The sequence below is a fragment of the Bacillus sp. 196mf genome (genome assembly GCF_003217275.1).
Classification (GTDB): domain Bacteria; phylum Bacillota; class Bacilli; order Bacillales; family Bacillaceae_G; genus Bacillus_A; species Bacillus_A thuringiensis_S.
Genome location: NZ_QJTG01000002.1, coordinates 442,560 through 461,100, shown reverse-complemented (window position 1 = coordinate 461,100; position 18,541 = coordinate 442,560). Strand labels below are relative to the sequence as shown.

Here is an 18,541-nt window from a genome sequence, read left to right as displayed (position 1 = left end):
TAATTTCATATGAGAAATTCCCTTCAAATGTATACACCAAGAATGAGATTTGATAGAAGATACTTGTCTTCATTTTGACTTTTCCAAAATACGAATAATATACCATTCGTTAATAGTCTGATTCGACTTTCCTTATTGAAACTGGAATATTTAGTAAAATGAATTAAACACGCAAATAACTTGATATCGTATCTCATGATTTTTAAGAATGATTCTGTTTTTCATTGTAGTAGTAAAGTTGTTTATCTCATATTGAATTACCTTTCATCTTTCTTACAAGCTCGCAATATTTTTGAAAATACAGTTTATAAAGCCGAGAATTATTATTTTTTGAGAGATAACATTGAGGAGTTTTTCATATGCACTGTACTATACGGTACTAGATTCCCGTACAGATTTCATTTACAATTCATTGTATTTTCTCTACCGTTCACCAAGTTAAAATGGAATAAATTACCTTTTCATTATAAGGGCCCCGATATAACAATGGAACGTGTGCAAGGCCTAACTTTTTACACCATGCAACTGTTGCATCCCACGATAAACATTCATTTTTCTCATTCCATATTGAAAAGACATAAAAATAGGACGTCAGTGCTATATAGTGAATACTATGACAAGCATACACATTTTCACCACATATCCGCCAGCCTTCTGGAATTCTATACCCCATATTAGTGATATGGCTATAAAAGTATAAAAACTATTAACAAAGCATCTTAATGTTTATGAAATGCTTTGTTAATAGTTTCTCTTCTCCCTAATCTCCTGCGAGACTATATTTTTTTATTGAAATTTTCCATATCTTATTTGATTTATTTATTCTGTAACACCAGATTGGGTTACTTTTACATCAGCTGTTACACGAAAACGTAAATGTTTATAGGATTCTTCCCATTCTTGACTGTTCCATTTTCTTACGTGAGTTCTACCAAGCTTTCTAAGTCCTATAGGATCTGTGTCTTTTTTAATAAACCTCTTTATCAATGTAGTTGCTTTTTTTTCTATTTCTTTTTCCATAATTTTTTCTAATTTTTTTATTTCTTTAGGATTATCTAGATTTTTTGTTTTTGTAAATTCTTGAATTTCAGCTTTAACTTGAATATGAGCATTTACGAATGGATGCTTACTATTCCCCTCCATCTTATATTTTGTTCTAGCTTTTATATTCTCTATCGTGGCATAAGTGTTTGAAGAACCAGGTAGTTTGAATTGGTATGTACCTTGTTTAAAATTATCTGTCAACAATTTAAATACAAATAAATCTTTAGGGTTCACTTTATCAACCATTTTACATCTTTTAAAAAGTGCTATTCCATTTAACTCCAACACATTCCCTTTTTTAGATATCATCGGTAAATAGGAATCTCTCGCATCATCATCAAGTTGATTTAAAAACATAAAAAAGTTTGTTTTTGGTTGCGTTCCATTGTTCATATTTTGCTCCAGTAAAGAGGATAGATAAGAAGCAATTTCTTTTTCTTTAGAATAGTTCCCCTTTAATAGTGATTCCCCTTTTACATTTGTAATTGCTAAATAAATTGCATTTCCTACACTAGGATTGCGGTTCAAAGTCTCTAAAATTTCCTGCATTCCCTTTTCAATTATTTTTTCATTAAAAATAATAACACGCAATTGCCCCAACTCTAGAGGTCCAGAAGATTTTTCGGATGCTCTTGCAAGAACTTCTCTACCAGTCTGGCCTGATGCTGAATAGATTTTTGTTTCACCTTCCCCGCCTCCTTTATAAGCTGAAATCGCAAAGGTTCCTTTTAGCTTACCTTCTGCTTCAGTATCATATGCCGCAACTTGAACTAAATCAATGTCATCCACAATTTTTGTTTTAGCACAACCTATTAAGAAGACACCCAATATAAGGAAAAGTATCCAGCGCTTCATATTTATCTCCTTAACTTTATTTTGGCCGTTTGAATTAGCCATAGTACAGGTAGGTATACATATATATATACAAAGCCAATTTGACCTGTCCAAGTATTTAATAAGTTAATTTTATTACGGTTATTCAAGAAAAATGACAAAATAAAGATGAATAGGATGATAACTGGCAAAACATATTTTTGCTTTATTCCCAGTGCCTCTTTTATACCACGACTTACTCCCCATAATGTAAAGGAAACATTCGGTAATATAAAAAAAGCCCAAACAGAAACAATAATGTATTCAAACCGCTCTATAAAGGGAAATTGTATAATTTTAATCATGCTTAAATATGCCCATATCGCGTTCGCAAGTTGCTTTTCACTAAAAAACGCAAGAGTTAAAATCATAAGGTATGTGTAGACAATAGTCGTTACTAAATTTGCATAGTGCGCATATTTTTGAGACGTTCTTGCCTTTTTAATAAATGGATAGTACAACAATAACATTTCAAATCCAAAAAAACTAAACATATTTCCTTTCATTCCTTTCATAATTTCTAGGAATGAATGCTGTGCAATTGGAAATAAATTCTGGAAATCTGCATACTGCAAAGGATAAAAAAATGTGAAGATTAGAATGCTTGGGATAACGATTCCAAAGAAGCCGATTCCGGCAACTACACGAAATCCTCCAGTCACAATGTAATAACATAGACCCAAAAACGCCCCCGCTATAACCCAAGATGAAATTGAAGGAAACATCCAAACATGTACTACTTCGATATAAGTATGTAGTGTTGTTGCACCTAATAATACAATATAGGATAAAAAAATGAAGTTGAGCAATCCACCAATCCATTTTCCAAGTACGTTTTGATTGATTGCAATGATGTCTCCATTGCCCTGATTTAAAATCTGATATATGATCCAAATCATAAGATTAACAGATATTCCAAAAAGTAGCGTGCTAATCCACGCATCATTTCCAACTAATTTTGCACTAATCCTTTCAAAACCAAGCATACCAACTCCCATCTGTATAGTAATAATTAAAAAAAATACCATATATGGAGAGACTTGATACTCAATTGGGATCTGTTTCATAATGCTCCTCCCTGTTAAATTCAATCATCAAAATCATTTCTTGATAGTATTTTATTTTTCTCTACCTCTTCTGGATTAAAGCGAAAACGCTGTTTAGACCTTGAAAAAATAGGACGTCGAAACATCGCTGAGATCGGCATACGTATAATACTGTCTTTCCAATCTGTAGGGCGTGTAGGATAAAAAGGAAACAAATAAGGACGTCTTAATGATTCTGTACGTAATAAACGTGCTAAAAGCAAAGAGCTTGTTAAAACAATTCCTAATAAGCCCAATAGGTGTGCAGATATTATAAAAGGAAAACGAATTACTCGAATTGTATTACCAATACGATATATTGGTGCTGTAAATGAACTAAGAGCTGAAAGTGCAACAATGATAATAAGTACGTTACTTGTAAGACTTGCTTCTACCGATGCTTGTCCAATCACAATACCACCTACTATACCGACAGTTAAACCCACTTTAGTTGGTAAACGTGCCCCCGCTTCTCTCAGTAATTCAATTGTTATTTCTAAAAAAAGTGCTTCAATTAATGGAGGAAAAGGTACTTTACTTCTCGATATGATTAACGTTTCAAGAAGTTCTTTTGGGATAAGCTCGTAATGATATGTTAAGATCGAGACATATAATGGCGTCGTTAAGACAGAAAATATAAAAGCAAAAAGCCTTAATAGACGAAAAAAAGAGGCTATAATCCAAGGCATGGTGTAATCTTCTGTCGTAGAAAAAAATCAATTAATGTTGTTGGAAGAGTGATGGCATAAGGCGAGCCATCTACAAAAAGTGCAATTTTCCCTTCTGCTAATACAGCTGCCACACGGTCCGGACGTTCTGTATTCAAAAATTGAGGGAATATAGAATTCGGGTTGTCTGCAATTAACTGCATCAAATAAGTACTATCCAAAACATGGTCTGTTTTTATTTGACTTACCCTTTTTATAATTTCTTGTAGATTTTGATCATTTACAATTCCCTCAATAAATACAATCGCAACAGTTGTGTTAGAGAGAGATCCTACTTTCAATTCTTTCATTTGTAAATAAGGTGTTGGAAGCTTTCTACGTACTAAATTTAAATTTACATCTAAATCTTCGACAAATGCGATTTGCGGACCCACAATATTATATTCAATTTCAGCTTTTGTAATATCCCTTTTTTCTTTCTTTGACACATTTACTAACAAACAATTTAATTTATCTGTATCGAACTGAATAAGTATATAGCCATTTAAAATACTATCCTGAATATCTTCCATTTGATTTGTTATTTTTGAATTCTCAAAAGGTAAGACAGAGTGAATATCTTGTAACGAATCGAAGCTCTTCTCTTTTATATAAGTCAAAACCTCTTCATGAAATATATTTACATCGATTAATGTTCTAAAATATGAAATGACTATAGAGGAATTATTAGAAGCAATTTCCAACGTTATAAAATCTTTAGATTTTTTTAGTAATTGCATTAATTCCTGCAAAGATTTTATAGAGTGAACAGGTACTTTTTCATGTGGTTTCAATTGATAATACCCTTCCTTTCAAAAAGAACCTATATATAGTTTTTAGAAATTTCTATTTTAAAAATGAGGGATATTTATATGTCAATATGCTCATTAAAAATAATTCCTTTTTAACTAACTTAACCAAAAATAGTTAAAAAATGTATTACAAGTAAAAAATTGAAATGTCTCCAAGAAAAATTACAATATTAAAAACATCCTTTCTTTTGGTTCTAAAGAAAGGATGTTTTTATAACAGGTTTTTTCAAGTGTCTATTCTATAGGGTACATTTACCAGTATTCTTCTCTTTATTATTTCATTAAGTAACATTAGCATTACATTTTGTATGGTTTCTTAAAAAATTTCAGTAAAAAGAATATATTAATTTTGAAGTGTACAAATAGGTAGCGTGACTTCAACTATAGTCCCCTTATTCACTTCACTCTCAATAAATACCTTTCCCTGATGTGTTTCAATGATTTTATAACAGATCATTAATCCTAAGCCAATCCCCTCTTCTTTAATACTATAAAAAGGTTCTCCGAGGTATGGTATACGTTCTTTTGGAATCCCACACCCTTGATCGATAAAACGAATACTTACTTGATTATTATCAAGTATATTTAATTGAATGAGAATTTCTCCTCCCATCGGCATAGATTCAATTGCATTTTTTAATATATTAACAAATACTTGCTTTAATTGATTTCCTTCACATGAAATCAATGGAATACCAGGGTTAAGATCGATTCTAAATTTTATATTATGCATCATTGCTTGAGGTTGTAGTAGCATTAAAACTTGATCCATTAGCACACTAATGTTATTAGGTTGCATTTTTACCACCTGTGGTTTGGCTACCGCCATAAATTCAGTTGTAATGCTCTCTATACGCTCAATCTCTGATGATACTATATTAATATAACCCTGATTATTCTCACTTTCCGTTGATTTTAGTAATTGCATGAACCCTTTCATTGCAGTTAATGGATTATTAATCTCATGAGCCATTACAGTCGCTAATTGTCCTACAACAGCAAGTTTTTCAGATTTTCGTAATAATTCTTCTGTTTTTAGCCGTTCAGTGATATCACGAGAAATACTTAGGAAAACTTTTTTACCATTTAAGTTAAAAACACGAACACTAAACTCAGTTGTTATTACTTTTCCTGTTGGAAAAACATATTCATCTTGCAAAGTGAAGGAAGTTTGTCCTTTTTTAATTTTTTCTAATAACCTTACGATCATTTGAGAATCTTGTGGTACTATATTTGAAAATGATAATGAGAGCAACTCTTCTCTACTATATCCAAACCTTCTACACCCAACAGGGTTTACCTCAATAAATCGACTTGGAGCATTCTCTTCATTCAGCTCTACTACATATACCGCATCAGTTGCTTGTTCGATTAGTGCACGGTACTTCATTTCACTATCTCTTAATTGCTGGTGTAATCGATGTCGTTCTCTTTCTGCTTGTTTTCTTTCAGAGATGTCTCTACATATTGCTGATAAAGCTATCACATTTCCTCTTACATCTAGTATAGGGGAAACTGTCAGACTAACATCAAGAAGACTCCCATCACTCCTTTGTCTAACAGTTTCTAATCTAGTAACCACAGATTCTCCTGTTAGAATTTTCTGAATATTTCTAAGCGATTCTTCCATTAAAAAATCTGGTACACAAGGTAATCTCTTACCTATGATTTCTTGTGATGACCACCCAAATATCTTTTCATAAGCTTTATTCGCTTGTAAAATATGCCCTTCTCGATCAGAAATGGTAATAGCATCTAGATTGTGCTTTATAAATGATTCCAATAATTCTTTGGTAGCGCTTAATTCTGATTCTACCTTTTTCCTTTCGGTTATATCAACTGTAGAACCAACAACTTCAATAACTTGTCCATTTCGTTTAATCGGCCTAAGCGCAATAAGAATAATAGTTTTATCATTTGGCCAAGGTAATTCAAATATAATTTCTTTTCCTTCCCATGCCTGAAGATAGTACTTCATCAATTGTGGAACTAAATGTGGAGGAACAATAGAAGCATCAATAGTACGTAAGCTTTTTCCTACCACCTGTTCAGAATAAAACCCGTTTTGATAATAAAACTGTCCATCACATAAAGTGTGTATAAAGTGCTTACCCACTTTTTTAAATTTAAAAATTCCTCCTTGAAGCTCATGTACGGTATCTGCAAGTTCTTGCTTCGATTTTTTTAATTCTCGATTCATTTTAGATAAGTCCTGTGTTAAATGATACAATCTCTGGTAGGCTTCCATAAGAAATAGCCCAATTAAAAGTCCTAACGCTATATATAATAGGCCTCCTGTGTAAAGTAATGTAGTATTAAATAATACGCCAACTAACCACTTTATTCCAATAAAAACAGAAAAATATAACGATGCACTTTTAAAAGGATGTAGTTTTTTAAAATAAGTTTTAAAAGTAGAAAATAGAATCCCCATACCTAAATAAGCAATCACAGGAGGTTCCCAATACCCTCCAGTGTAAAAGATGCGCATTACAATTATGCTAATTAACGTAATCCAACCAGCAATACGACCAAAGTAAATAAAAGATAGAATAAGAGGAACAACTCGAAGATCGTAGGAAAATCCCATGTATGGAAAAGAAAAGAACATTAACGTAACTGCAATAATCCCTCCATAGAGCTTTTCGAAATATCGACTAGAATTAATTGTAAACACTTGAATAAATATTGCTGCGCTAACTAATAAAGAAAAAATAGAAAGGTTGATGAAATAATCTTTAATAATCATGTAATGTCCCTCCTTGCATTAAGTGTATTCGACAAAAAAGCTAAAAATCCTACAAATTGTATAAACAGTTCAAATGCATAAATTTTAAACTAGGATAAAATCTGGAAAAGTAAATAAGGAGCACAGCAGATGAGATATTTTAATGAAAAATAGTTCAAAAAAGATAATAGTAACCGTTGACTACTATTATCTTTTTTCTTTAAGTTATCGTAATACGTATGAAATTCTAAGGGACGTGGTATGTCATTTCATCAAACAATGATTATATGCTGAGTCATGAATATAGAAACTTCAACAGTAATTTTTGAAAAATAACATAAAAAACAAAACTATCTTTGAAAATGAAAAAAATCTATATAAATGTCAACTAATCTATGTACAAAAACGTTCACTTAATTTTGCATAAAGTCACTCCACTTAGGAAGCTAAGTAGTTCTTCAAGGTCGATAAGAACACCTGTAGATGCTTCAGGATAACTACATAATTGTATGAGTAATGTACTTGAAACCTTTCGGTAAAACCATACACATAATACAACTAACTCCTTGGTTCAATATTTACTTTTTCGCTGAACAAATTCTTTTTCTTGAGCAAAATATTCTAGGATATAAGGAGATTTTTCAATTAACTTGGTGTCTAGTTTATTCTCCAGCTCCAATTACTTCGTTACTTTCAGATTCAGTTCATTATATTTTGTACTTTGTCTTTATACACAACATATTCTTTACCATCCACTACTGCTACTACCGCAAATTCATCATTTGGATTGAATGAAAGCCAATCAGCCCACATGTTAGTATTAGCCCCTCCACTCCACATATTATGAACAGTGTTTTTAGTTAAATTCATAACTTTATAAGACGCATTTGGCGCATTTGTTCCAGTCTTTATTTCAAAAGTGTATGCGTTATGAATTTTTTTATAAAAGTAAAAAACGTTTGATGGACGAAGCTGATTCAAAAAATCCTGTTCTTTTTTCTCTGCAATTTTTATCCCTTCTTGCAAAGTGACAACATCTGTTTTTAATGTTTTCCAACTGTTTTTCGCTGCATTCAAGCTGGGGGTTAAGAATTTATATTTATTTTGATCAGCTTTTTGATCAGCTTTATCAATATGTCCCAGTACACCCGAATATTGAGAATCTAAATCCTCCCATTGCGTAGACATATAAGTAAGAGCAGTGATAGCACTATCAAGCATACTATGCATATCACTAATATTATGAAATGCAACTCCAACTACACGATTCAATGTTATTTTATAATCTACAGTCTGACGTAATTTTGCTAATTCAGGTTCTAGCCAACCTAACTTACCTCTTGCATCACCTATCATTATGCCACCAGCAATCAAGGTTGGAATAAAGGGGATTTTCACCATGTCTAAGCCCTTAGATTCTATGTCTTTCTGATATTTTACTTGTCCTAAAAGGTCCTCTAGACGCTTTTGGTCAGCCTCTACATCAGCACCTTGGTTTTTTAAAATCGATTGCAATGTCTCTTTATGACTTCCAAATGTTCTAACATCTTCTCCAATAGCATTTTTTAATTGAATTAATTCTTCTTTTAATGCTTTTGCAGACTTTTGATTTTGTTGAATTCCTCCCTGTAAATCTGTGATCCCTTTTTTTAAAGTATCTCCATTTCCAGTATTGATCGCCTCTACTAATGTTTCATAATAATTTTCAAATTTTGTATCGTATTCTATAATGCCTGTCAATGTATCAAAAAGCTGTTTTTTTACTTGTGTATTCCATGTAACAGCATGTGCTCTTGCATTCTTTTGATCTTGTACAATTTTACTAGGTAAATCTGCATTTCCATTAATAGTTATTCCTTCAAAACTCACATCTGGATTATTAATTAGCAAATAAGAATATTCATTCATAGCTTTTGCAAATAAACCAGCATCTTGCAAAGCTTTTTTCATCTGTTCTTCATTTGCTGAAAGAGATATATTTTCATTGTTCGTTTGTTCAATTTCAATTGCAAAAGTTTCTAGTGGTATGACTGCATAAGTAGTTGTTATAGTTAAAAACGCTGATATAGCGAGTAGTTTATTAGGGATTTTTTTCATCATTTCGTATTCCTCCTATATAAGGCATGGTTTCAAGTTCTAATCTTATTAAAAAGCGATGTCTTTCAAAATGATTTCTACATCTTTTATCAATATCGTTTGAACTTTCTTTAGCAGCCTTCAAATCATTAAGTATTAAAGAAAATGTATATAATCTACTTCAAATTAACCGATTCTGTTACAAATTTAAAAAAAGCAATTAAACTACAAGGTTATTTTTTATTCGAATCATACTTATATATAATTGAAAGGCGAAGTCTTTAATGAGACTCCGCCTTTCTGTTATATAAGGATTTATTAATTATTACTTTTCTGTTTAACAGTGTAATCATAGACTTTCTATGTTTTAGTTCACTTTACAACAGAATTAATATTTCCCTATTTTTGTGGAGTAACAGTTTCCACTTTTAATTCCTTTATTCCTTCTTTTAATGTAACAGCATCTGTTCGTAATGTTTTCCAACTGTCTTTCGCTGCATTTAAATTAGGTTTTAAGAATTTAAATTTATTTTGATCGGCTTTTTGAGCTGCATTCTCAATATGCCCTAGAACGCCCGAATATTGAGAATCTAAATCATGCCACTGCGTGGACATATAAGTAAGAGCGTTAATAGCATCATCAAGGGCCTTGTGCATTTCATTAATATTACTGTAAGCAACTCCAACTACACGATTTAAGGTTACTTTATAATCCACGGTCTGACGTAATTCTGCTAATAAAGGCTCTAACTTACCTAAATTATCCCTTGCTACTCCCACTATAATACCGCCAATTATTGGTAGACCCAAAATAGCGCCCTTCATTACATTAAACCCATCAGATTCTAATTGTTTATAATAGTTTACTGATCCTAATACTTCTTCTAGACGCTTTTGATCGGCATCAACATCTGCACCTTGATTTTTTAAAATTGACTGCAAGAGCTCTTTATTACTTCCAAATGCTCTAACATCGTGTCCAATAGAGTCTCTTAATTTAGTTAATTCTTCTATTAGTTGTTGTGCATACTTTTGATTTTGTTGAATTTCACCTCGTAAATCTGTAATCCCTTCTTTTAAAGTTTCTCCATCCCCTGTATTAATCGCCTCTATCATTGTTTCATAATAATTATCAAATGTTGTATCGTATTCAACAATACCATTCAATGTATCTAAAAGCTGTTTTTTTACTTTCGTATCCCAAGTAACGGCATGTGCCCTTGCATTCTTTTGATCTTGTACGATTCTACCAGGTAAATCTACATATCCATTAATGGTAATTCCCTCAAAATTCACATCAGGATTCTTAATTAACATATAAGAATAGGCATTCATAGATTTTGCAAATAATCCAGCCTTTTGCAAGGTCTCTTTCATTCTCGCTTCATTTGCAGAAAGAGCCGTATCTCCATTGTTCGTTTGTTCAATTTCACTTGCAAAAGTTGTTACTGGTGAAACTACATTAGCAGTTGTAATAGTTAATAGCGTCGATACAGCGAGTAATTTGTAAGGGATTTTTTTTATCATTTCATTTTCCTCCAATTTAGGTTTTAAATTTCAGTTCTACTCCTGTTTAAAAGCAATATCTTTTGAAATGAATTCTGCATCTTTATGAATATCATTCCAACTTTCTTTAGCGGCTTTTAAATCATCTGGTATTAAAGAGAATTTGTGGTCTTGCATAGAATCGATATTATCCAGTAAATCTGTATAATTTGCGCCCATTGTATTCCATTGCTTTTGAATATTTGTTAGAGACAATATCGCTTGATCTACAGTCTGATATAAATATGCCAATGTTTCTTTCGCGTTAGTAAGTGAAAGAACTGCTTGATTAGCACGATCTGCTTTCATACTTAATTCTCCGATTTTGTTAGAAATTTCATTATAGGAGTCCATATGCTTAGATGCTGTGACACCAGCCGCAGTTCCTAGACCGATACCAGCTGCACCAAGAGCCGAGAGTCCACCAACAACAGCCGGTGTTGCTGTACCGCCAGTTACAACAATAACTACCGCTCCTCCAATAGCTGCAATAACTAAAATAGCTGCTCCCAATCCACCACCAATTGACCATGCTAATACATCATCAAAATGTTTTTTCTGAGTAGAACGAAGTTGCTCAATTTCAGCTTGAAGTTGTGGAATCGTTGCCTGTTGACCTGCTAATATTGCAGTTAATCCACCTTTCCCATCTGGACCACCAACATTATTTTTAAAATCTGTAGAATTTTGATATAGTTTTCCTTTGAAGTCTTGTAGCATCTTAATCACATCTGTAACTTCTTTTGAATTTGTATTGATTGTAGTAATTAAATCATTTATACCCTCTTTTAGACCTGCCTTATCTTTCTTTTGTACAGTTTCTACTAATGTGTCGTAATAATTTTGAAATTGTTCATCGTAATTTACAATATTACGAGCAGTTTTTTGAATCTGTGGCTTCGCTGTATCTAACCAGTAATTCGCATTGATTCGTGACAGCTCTTGATTAAGGTGAATATTTTTGAGCAACTCTCCCCCCTCTGACCCTAAATCGATATTAGATAAATTTACATTTGGTTGCTTAATCATTGTTTTTGCATATAAATCCATTACTAGAATATGAGACCCTGTTTCAGCCAATGCTTTCTTCAGTCCTTCGGGTCCTAATGCATAATTGCCTACTTTTTGTTCTTGAGCGGTCGTTTCTTGTGCAAATGCATGAATAGTGTTACCGGTAGTAGCAGTTATAACAGTTGCTAATGTAGCTAAAGTTAGTACTTTGAATGGAAATTTTTTCATGACTATTCTCCTTCTTTCGCTAAATGCTTATAATCTTTATGAATTCCCCAAAAACGCAATATTAAAATTTATATACTTGTTCTTCAAGGTAACTTATTACATTTTTTAATTGTCTTAATGTATCTTTTTGAGACTGCTCGTTAGTTGTATCAACATTAGTAGATAATTTTGTAATGCTATTTTTTATTAGATTTAAATCTTCTTTATAGCGCTTTAGTAGATCCAGTTCTACATCTACTTGATTTGCAAACGTATGCAAATCATTTTGTGTAAGAAGAAGCATTGATTTTTGTAAATCAGCTATTGATAGTTTCGTTGTTAAATCATATATTTTTTGATTTTGTTTCTCTAAATCATCTAAATATGCTCGCTGTTCTGCTGTTAATTTATTTACTTCAGCAAAAACACCAAATGTTTTCTTAATCTTTTCGGTATCAATGACCTTCATCAGGTCATACTCTTGTGTTTTTGCTGCGGCTGCGGCTGCTATTTCACCTTGTTTGCTTTTCTCAATTGCTTCACGAGCTGCTTTTTTTGCTGATTCAATCTCTAGAGCAGTTTTACCTTGTTCTGTCGCTTCTTGCGCCGCTTTTTTCTCCGCTTCTAGAATAGAGTTGTTAATTTCTTTTCCTTTGTTATACGCTGCCACCCCTGCTTGAGCAGCTGGTTCAATAATTTCTTTTGAAAGACTATAAACTTCTTTGAATATAGCAAATCCCTGTTCATTTAAAGCCCCTGGTATTAATGCAATTTGCTGTAAATCATTTTGAATTGCTTTTTTGGTATTTAATATTTCATTTTTTAACTGATCTATTTTTCCTGTTCCATCTGTACTTAGTATGCCTTGCGCAGTTGCCACATTAGTATCAAAATCTTTTAATTTTTTATCAAGCTGTAATTTAAGATCTGTTAATTCATTGATTTGTCGTTGCGCATTTTCTTGATTCGTCATAGCCATTTCTTGAAGTACTTCAAGTCTATCCGAAAACCCTTCTCTATCTTCTTTATTGTCTACAAACGATTTTAATGTCGGGTAATAACTATTAAATTTTGTTACAAATCCTTTACTTTTTGAATTTAATAGAATTAACTGTGGATAGAGTTCCGATGACCATTCCTTCATATCTTGTTTGATTAGGAATTGATTGGTATTTAAAGCTGGGACTTCCTCTAGCTGTACATTAGGACTCATTAAAGATTGATCAATATACGTTTGGATTAATTTAGATTGCGCACCTAATTTTCGTAATGATGAAGAAATATCCATGTTTTCTTGTTGAGTTTCTGCTTGAACGATTGGTGTTGCGAGAGTATTGATAGGAATAGTTGCTCCAGTTACAATGGATGTTATTAAAAATCCTGTCATTATTTTAGTTTTCATTCCGTACACTCCTTTACCATTGTTTTTATAACTTAATTCATATAACTTGTACGACCGCTCTCTTTGTAAACTGGAGAAGAAGGAGAAATCTTTCAGATACGTTAATATCGTTGTTTTTTACTTCTAATAGGATGTAAGGATTTTATTTATCTCTCATTTCGATACTCTATTTTTTAAAATATAAATAACAAAAATTTATTAACTATATTTGAATCAGGCACCCTATGAGTAGTAAATTATTAATTCTTTCCTAAAGTTGCGGTTTAACTTACAGAATCGTGAGGATCAATAAACCAATGCTTACAGTTAATCTTGTCATAACATTGTTTAATTTCAATTTGATAATATCCCTCTTAGTTTTGTCAGCAAACTCCTTACTAGACAACAAAAGGTGAAATTATACTGTACATTGCTTATACTTTTATTGCGGAATAACTTCACTTTTGTTATGCAGAAACTTAGAACAAGTTTATTACCAATTTGATTCTTGACCTCTCATAAACAAAAAGACTATTCAGAAAAATATTCCCAACATAATGTTACTTATAACTTCACTATAATTCCTATTAGCGTAACCTTCTCCTTTCTGTCTGGTCATACCAGTTATGTTGTTCATTAAAACATTAAATTTTTAATGCGTAAATAGAAAAATTTTGTCGATTATGCTCGATAATTTACTGCTAAATAAAAATATGAACCGAAAAAAATTATATAAATATAGTTATTTGTAAATTTCATTTCTGTAATTGTAATGATTACAAATTAATGTGTATACGGTTAAAAATAACTATTTTAGTTCAACCAAGAAATTTTATTTTAGAAAAAATACTTATAGAATAATATAATAGGTTTTTTTATACTTTTTTACCTTTATTTAGTTATGTATAATTGCATAAAATGTAGATATATTTAGTAATATATGTTATATTATTGATTTTTTTCACGAGATATCCTAATATAAACATTAATAAATATCTAATATGAAGATATTAGTCTATAAACTTATCATCGTTATAAACATAGGTTTTAAATCACAAAAAAGCTGCAAAACTTCCTTGGAACACTTTGCAGCCTTCTGTATTTTTATTTCCTTTAGCAAAATAACGGTTAGTGTATTTTTTCAAATTAACAATATGGTACAAAGATTTCCATTGAGCTTTTGCTCACATATGTGTTTATTAAATCTTCAAGAGCTATTTGTTTGAGCTGACGTCAGACTAGTGTTTATCTAAAATAAAACTATACCTATAAATTCAGCACATGATTGTTATAAAAATTGAAACTGTTCCGCTAACAAGATAATATCAGGTTAATCTCATACGTCTATTTGAATACAAGTTCTTTTTCTAGACAAATCACAAACTCTTTCTAGCGTAATAAGTTCAGTATTTTCATCTTTTGGGATACTTACACCCATGTTTAAGTCTTTACATTGGAGACAGTAGATAACAAGCTTATATTACTGTATATTTTTCACGGTACTGCCTAGGAGTCATACTAGTGATTTTTTTGAAAACTCTTATAAAATAACTTTGGTCATTAAAGTTAAGCCAAGCACAGATATCTGATAACGAATAAGTAGTGAGTGTTAATAATTTCTTTGCTTCTTCCACTCGTTCCCTTTGAATATATTCGCTTAAAGTAATTCCCATTTCTTTTTTAAATAGTTTAGACAGATAAGTAGGCGTAATTTCTAAATGATTAGCAAGTTCATTCAGAGATATTCCATCGTAAACATTTTTATTAATATGTTTTATACATGTAGTAACCGCGTAAGAATACTTTTTTGCATTGTATTCTTTCACACGATCTGCAAAGGTACGTAAAGCATCCCCTGACAATCGCTTTACAGATTCTACATTATCTAATTGTTCCAGGGTTTGTATATATAAAATACTATGAGCAAAAGCAATATCTGGTGGCAGGTTTCCTTCTATTGCATATCGAGTGGCTAAGGTAATCGCAATAATTCCAAGGTTTTTTTGATTCCTGAGCGGATCCTCTATTAGCATAAGTTCAACATCTTCTTGTGAAACCGCATACATATACTGTATTAACTTTTTTTTATTTCCTTCTTTAATAGTCGAAAAGAAATCATTTACTAATGCCATATTGTGCGTTTTAGGTTTGTTTTGTCGGCGTTTTAAAATATATAAATCCGGTTTCACAATTTTATTAGGAACTTCCTCTAGTACTTTATTTTTTTCCAAGACAATATCTACATCTAACTTTTCATTGAAAATCATGTAATGTAATAAAATTCCCATATCAATTAATGTAGTTTTTTTAATCTCAGATAAACACTGATAATAGGCAAGTCTTTCTTGAATGTTATCATTTGATTTAAATTCTTTCTGAAATTTTATGATCATATCATCTGAATCTTTTGGATGTATAGTAGGACCGATTATAATAGTCCCTTTAATATCATCATGATTTTCTATATGAATTAGAACAAAATTTTCAAGATAGTTGTTACTTCGGAAAAGTGGCAAGTTAAAGGGATCGTTTTCTTGATAAATATCAGTAAGATGTTCTTCTTTTGAAGAATAAAAAGGACTACAAACATTATCAGATGTAGAATGATATAAAATTTTTCTGTCTGCAGATAAAATATGTACAGGGGCATTAAATGCTTTATGTGCAAGATCACATAAGTGTTGTATATCGATAGAAGTATTCATTACATTCTCCTTTATAGATCCATAAAATATATTCTGTTATATATAATTCACGACAAATAATACTATAAAATATCAAATTAGTACAATTCACAACAAAATATTACTATATCTTTTTTATAAAAATCATATATTATTTAATTGTAGTTAGCATCTAAATATCAGAGTAGATAAGTAAACGAAATAAGCTAAGTTCTTTTCTTAATTCTACAAGATATAATTATTGAACTTGAGAAAACAGTGAAGTACTACAAAATACAGTGGTAGTCAATGCGAGGACCAAGCTGGAAAAAGATTTAAAATAAAGCGAAAGTAACAGGAGATACTGTACCACCGCAAGAAACAACAGTCAAAGTTCCAATTCAATCATTTATACAAATTGAATTCAAAAAATAAATACTGCTAATTTAAATATGAAACTGAAAAACTATTTTGCTCCAAATTTTAGAAAAAGATAATAAAGAAGTCGTGAAATCGGAAAAAGATGAAAGCGATACGGCTATTTTTGAAACACTATGTTTTGAAAAGTACAAGGTGGAGGAAATTCAAGTGCTCAATTAAACATTTAATTGAGAGAAAGGTCTTTTCATCAACTAAAAATAAAAATAAAAAACGAATGGAATATTCAAAAAATGACACTATATTACTGGTCGTAACATTAGTTTTACTTTCCACAAAAGAGGAAAAAATATAGAGACTTTACAAATACTAAGAATAGCAAACTAGATAGTTTTATTACCACATCACATAAAGTGAAACTTTAATCAGTGGGGGTTTTGTTCATCCCCCACTGATTATTAGCCCACACCAATCGGGCTTTTACGGGCAGTAAGACTCCCACCTAACTTCTTTGCTTCCGCTGAATTTTGAGGTGGGGTCTTACTGCCCGGCAAATAGCGAGATAAACTTATTAATAATTTCCAAATACAATAGTTGTTAATCAACAAAAAACTTCAATAACCAAGGTGCACAGTAAATTGCCCTCAAATCAATAATTACTACAATATCAGGTTTTGCTTATTCTATAAAAAAGAAATATCACTTAAAAACTATTCCTTTATATCGATTTAGACATAAAACATTTTATTATATCGGCTTAAGTATTATGGAATTAAAATTACAAATAACATCAAAACCCTTTTAAGGGCTTATACATCGTTCGTATCGAATTTATCACCTTTCGATACCTATGTCATTAACACAACTAAAAAAGATTATTACAAAGGAATCTGAGAGGTTTTTTCAATTTCGAAATTTATTTTTTTGTAAATTAAAGGAAAAATAATCCGTATATATACGGATTATTTTCTTAGTGTAATCTGTATTGACCTGTTAACTGTTTTTCAGCCATTCAAACTAAGCGTTTTGTAATCTCTCCACCGATTCGAACCATTTGCAGATGATGTGATGTATCAGGTCCCAGTGTGACTCTTAGTTCAAAAGCAATTTCATACTTCATTTGCTCAATAGTACTTGTAGTAGCAGAAATAAGAATTTCATTTGTATTACTTTCGTATCTTTGAATATTTATAAATAACATGTGCCTAATTATGCTATTTACGTATGAGTAACCTAATTTCTTCTAGTATTTTTATGGGAACCCTTTCCCTCCCCTTATTCCACCAATTAAATTTGAAACACAAATGTACATTGCATTCAATATAACAATAAAAGCTACAAAAGCAACGAATTAAGTACTTTAAAGTTAAGTGTTTAAGCTTGAAGTACTTAATTCTTTTTTCCAGATAAAGCATACATTATATCTTGATGCTTTATTGTCCTCTTATAATTATGTGGTATCGGGAATTTATTTCGGTGTTCTTTCATTATAATTAAAGTTTGAAGCTCTATGCTCAATACTTTTGCGAGAACATGATAGTTATATCCATTGTTTAACAGAGAAATTATGTCATAAAACATAGTTTTTCCGCCTACTAATTTTACTAATCTATTCTTTAACTCATCCCTTTTTTCTTTAGCTTCATTAATTTCTAACAACATGGATTTTTTATTTGTTTGCTTAATGTATTGAGTATATAACTCTGGGAATTCTTTTTGGACTTCTTTGTTTAATACTGGTTTATATTTAATCATATAAGTAACTTGTAACAATGAGCGTTTTAACAAACTATCTTCAATGAGATACGCTACTTTATTAAATAAATGTACATATTCCTTAATATTGGAATAACTATTAAAATGAGCTAATACTCTACTTTTTATACTAAAAGCCTTGCCTACATAAATAATATTGTCATTATAATCTTTAATGACATAAATACCACTATCAGATTTTTTCAATTTATTATCCAATTCTTCTATACTCATAAAATGCAATTCACTCATACTTCTCTCTCCTTAGCGGTTTTA

At 31.1% G+C, this 18,541-nt stretch carries 11 protein-coding genes and 3 pseudogenes; 1 reads left to right on the top strand and 13 read right to left on the bottom strand.

Annotation, left to right across the window (positions count from 1 at the left end; genetic code table 11):
• Positions 1 to 445 precede the first annotated feature (445 nt).
• From ATL10_RS06475 to ATL10_RS06430, 11 genes and pseudogenes are all read right to left on the bottom strand, one after another.
• A pseudogene (locus ATL10_RS06475) lies at positions 446 to 676 on the bottom strand (RNA ligase family protein); the annotation flags it as partial.
• A 143-nt stretch (positions 677 to 819) separates the two neighbouring features.
• Complete coding sequence (locus tag ATL10_RS06470) at positions 820 to 1,899, bottom strand: Ger(x)C family spore germination protein (RefSeq protein ID WP_000832858.1); 1,080 nt, start codon at positions 1,897 to 1,899, stop codon at positions 820 to 822.
• 2 nt (positions 1,900 to 1,901) lie between these two features.
• Positions 1,902 to 2,984 (bottom strand): GerAB/ArcD/ProY family transporter, encoded by a 1,083-nt coding sequence (locus ATL10_RS06465; RefSeq protein WP_000809705.1) that lies wholly within the window; start codon positions 2,982 to 2,984, stop codon positions 1,902 to 1,904.
• Positions 2,985 to 3,004: 20 nt separating this feature from the next.
• Positions 3,005 to 4,503, bottom strand: a pseudogene (locus ATL10_RS06460) (spore germination protein).
• A 361-nt stretch (positions 4,504 to 4,864) separates the two neighbouring features.
• Positions 4,865 to 7,270 (bottom strand): PAS domain S-box protein, encoded by a 2,406-nt coding sequence (locus ATL10_RS06455; RefSeq protein ID WP_000584292.1) that lies wholly within the window; start codon positions 7,268 to 7,270, stop codon positions 4,865 to 4,867.
• Between the two features lie 430 nt (positions 7,271 to 7,700).
• Positions 7,701 to 7,928 (bottom strand): annotated as a pseudogene (locus tag ATL10_RS31765) (hypothetical protein); the annotation flags it as partial.
• 20 nt (positions 7,929 to 7,948) lie between these two features.
• Positions 7,949 to 9,349 (bottom strand): hemolysin BL regulatory component HblB, encoded by a 1,401-nt coding sequence (gene hblB, locus ATL10_RS06450; protein ID WP_000976148.1) that lies wholly within the window; start codon positions 9,347 to 9,349, stop codon positions 7,949 to 7,951.
• 375 nt (positions 9,350 to 9,724) lie between these two features.
• Positions 9,725 to 10,852 (bottom strand): hemolysin BL binding component B, encoded by a 1,128-nt coding sequence (hblA, locus tag ATL10_RS06445; protein ID WP_000591969.1) that lies wholly within the window; start codon positions 10,850 to 10,852, stop codon positions 9,725 to 9,727.
• Between the two features lie 36 nt (positions 10,853 to 10,888).
• Positions 10,889 to 12,109: a hemolytic enterotoxin HBL lytic component L1 gene (gene hblD, locus ATL10_RS06440; RefSeq protein WP_000714435.1), complete on the bottom strand. Its 1,221-nt coding sequence runs from the start codon at positions 12,107 to 12,109 to the stop codon at positions 10,889 to 10,891.
• 61 nt (positions 12,110 to 12,170) lie between these two features.
• Positions 12,171 to 13,490 (bottom strand): hemolytic enterotoxin HBL lytic component L2, encoded by a 1,320-nt coding sequence (hblC, locus tag ATL10_RS06435; protein WP_000850229.1) that lies wholly within the window; start codon positions 13,488 to 13,490, stop codon positions 12,171 to 12,173.
• Between the two features lie 1,454 nt (positions 13,491 to 14,944).
• Positions 14,945 to 16,174, bottom strand: coding sequence for a helix-turn-helix domain-containing protein (locus tag ATL10_RS06430; protein ID WP_001097913.1), 1,230 nt, complete (start codon positions 16,172 to 16,174; stop codon positions 14,945 to 14,947).
• Positions 16,175 to 16,603: 429 nt separating this feature from the next.
• Here ATL10_RS06430 and ATL10_RS06420 point away from each other — a divergent pair, with 429 nt between their 5' ends.
• Complete coding sequence (locus ATL10_RS06420) at positions 16,604 to 16,732, top strand: peptidase (RefSeq protein ID WP_071714849.1); 129 nt, start codon at positions 16,604 to 16,606, stop codon at positions 16,730 to 16,732.
• A 790-nt stretch (positions 16,733 to 17,522) separates the two neighbouring features.
• Here the strand turns inward: ATL10_RS06420 and ATL10_RS06415 are convergent.
• Positions 17,523 to 17,711: an alpha/beta-type small acid-soluble spore protein gene (locus tag ATL10_RS06415; RefSeq protein ID WP_000897404.1), complete on the bottom strand. Its 189-nt coding sequence runs from the start codon at positions 17,709 to 17,711 to the stop codon at positions 17,523 to 17,525.
• A 188-nt stretch (positions 17,712 to 17,899) separates the two neighbouring features.
• Complete coding sequence (locus tag ATL10_RS06410) at positions 17,900 to 18,517, bottom strand: GIY-YIG nuclease family protein (RefSeq protein ID WP_110496604.1); 618 nt, start codon at positions 18,515 to 18,517, stop codon at positions 17,900 to 17,902.
• Positions 18,518 to 18,541: the final 24 nt, after the last annotated feature.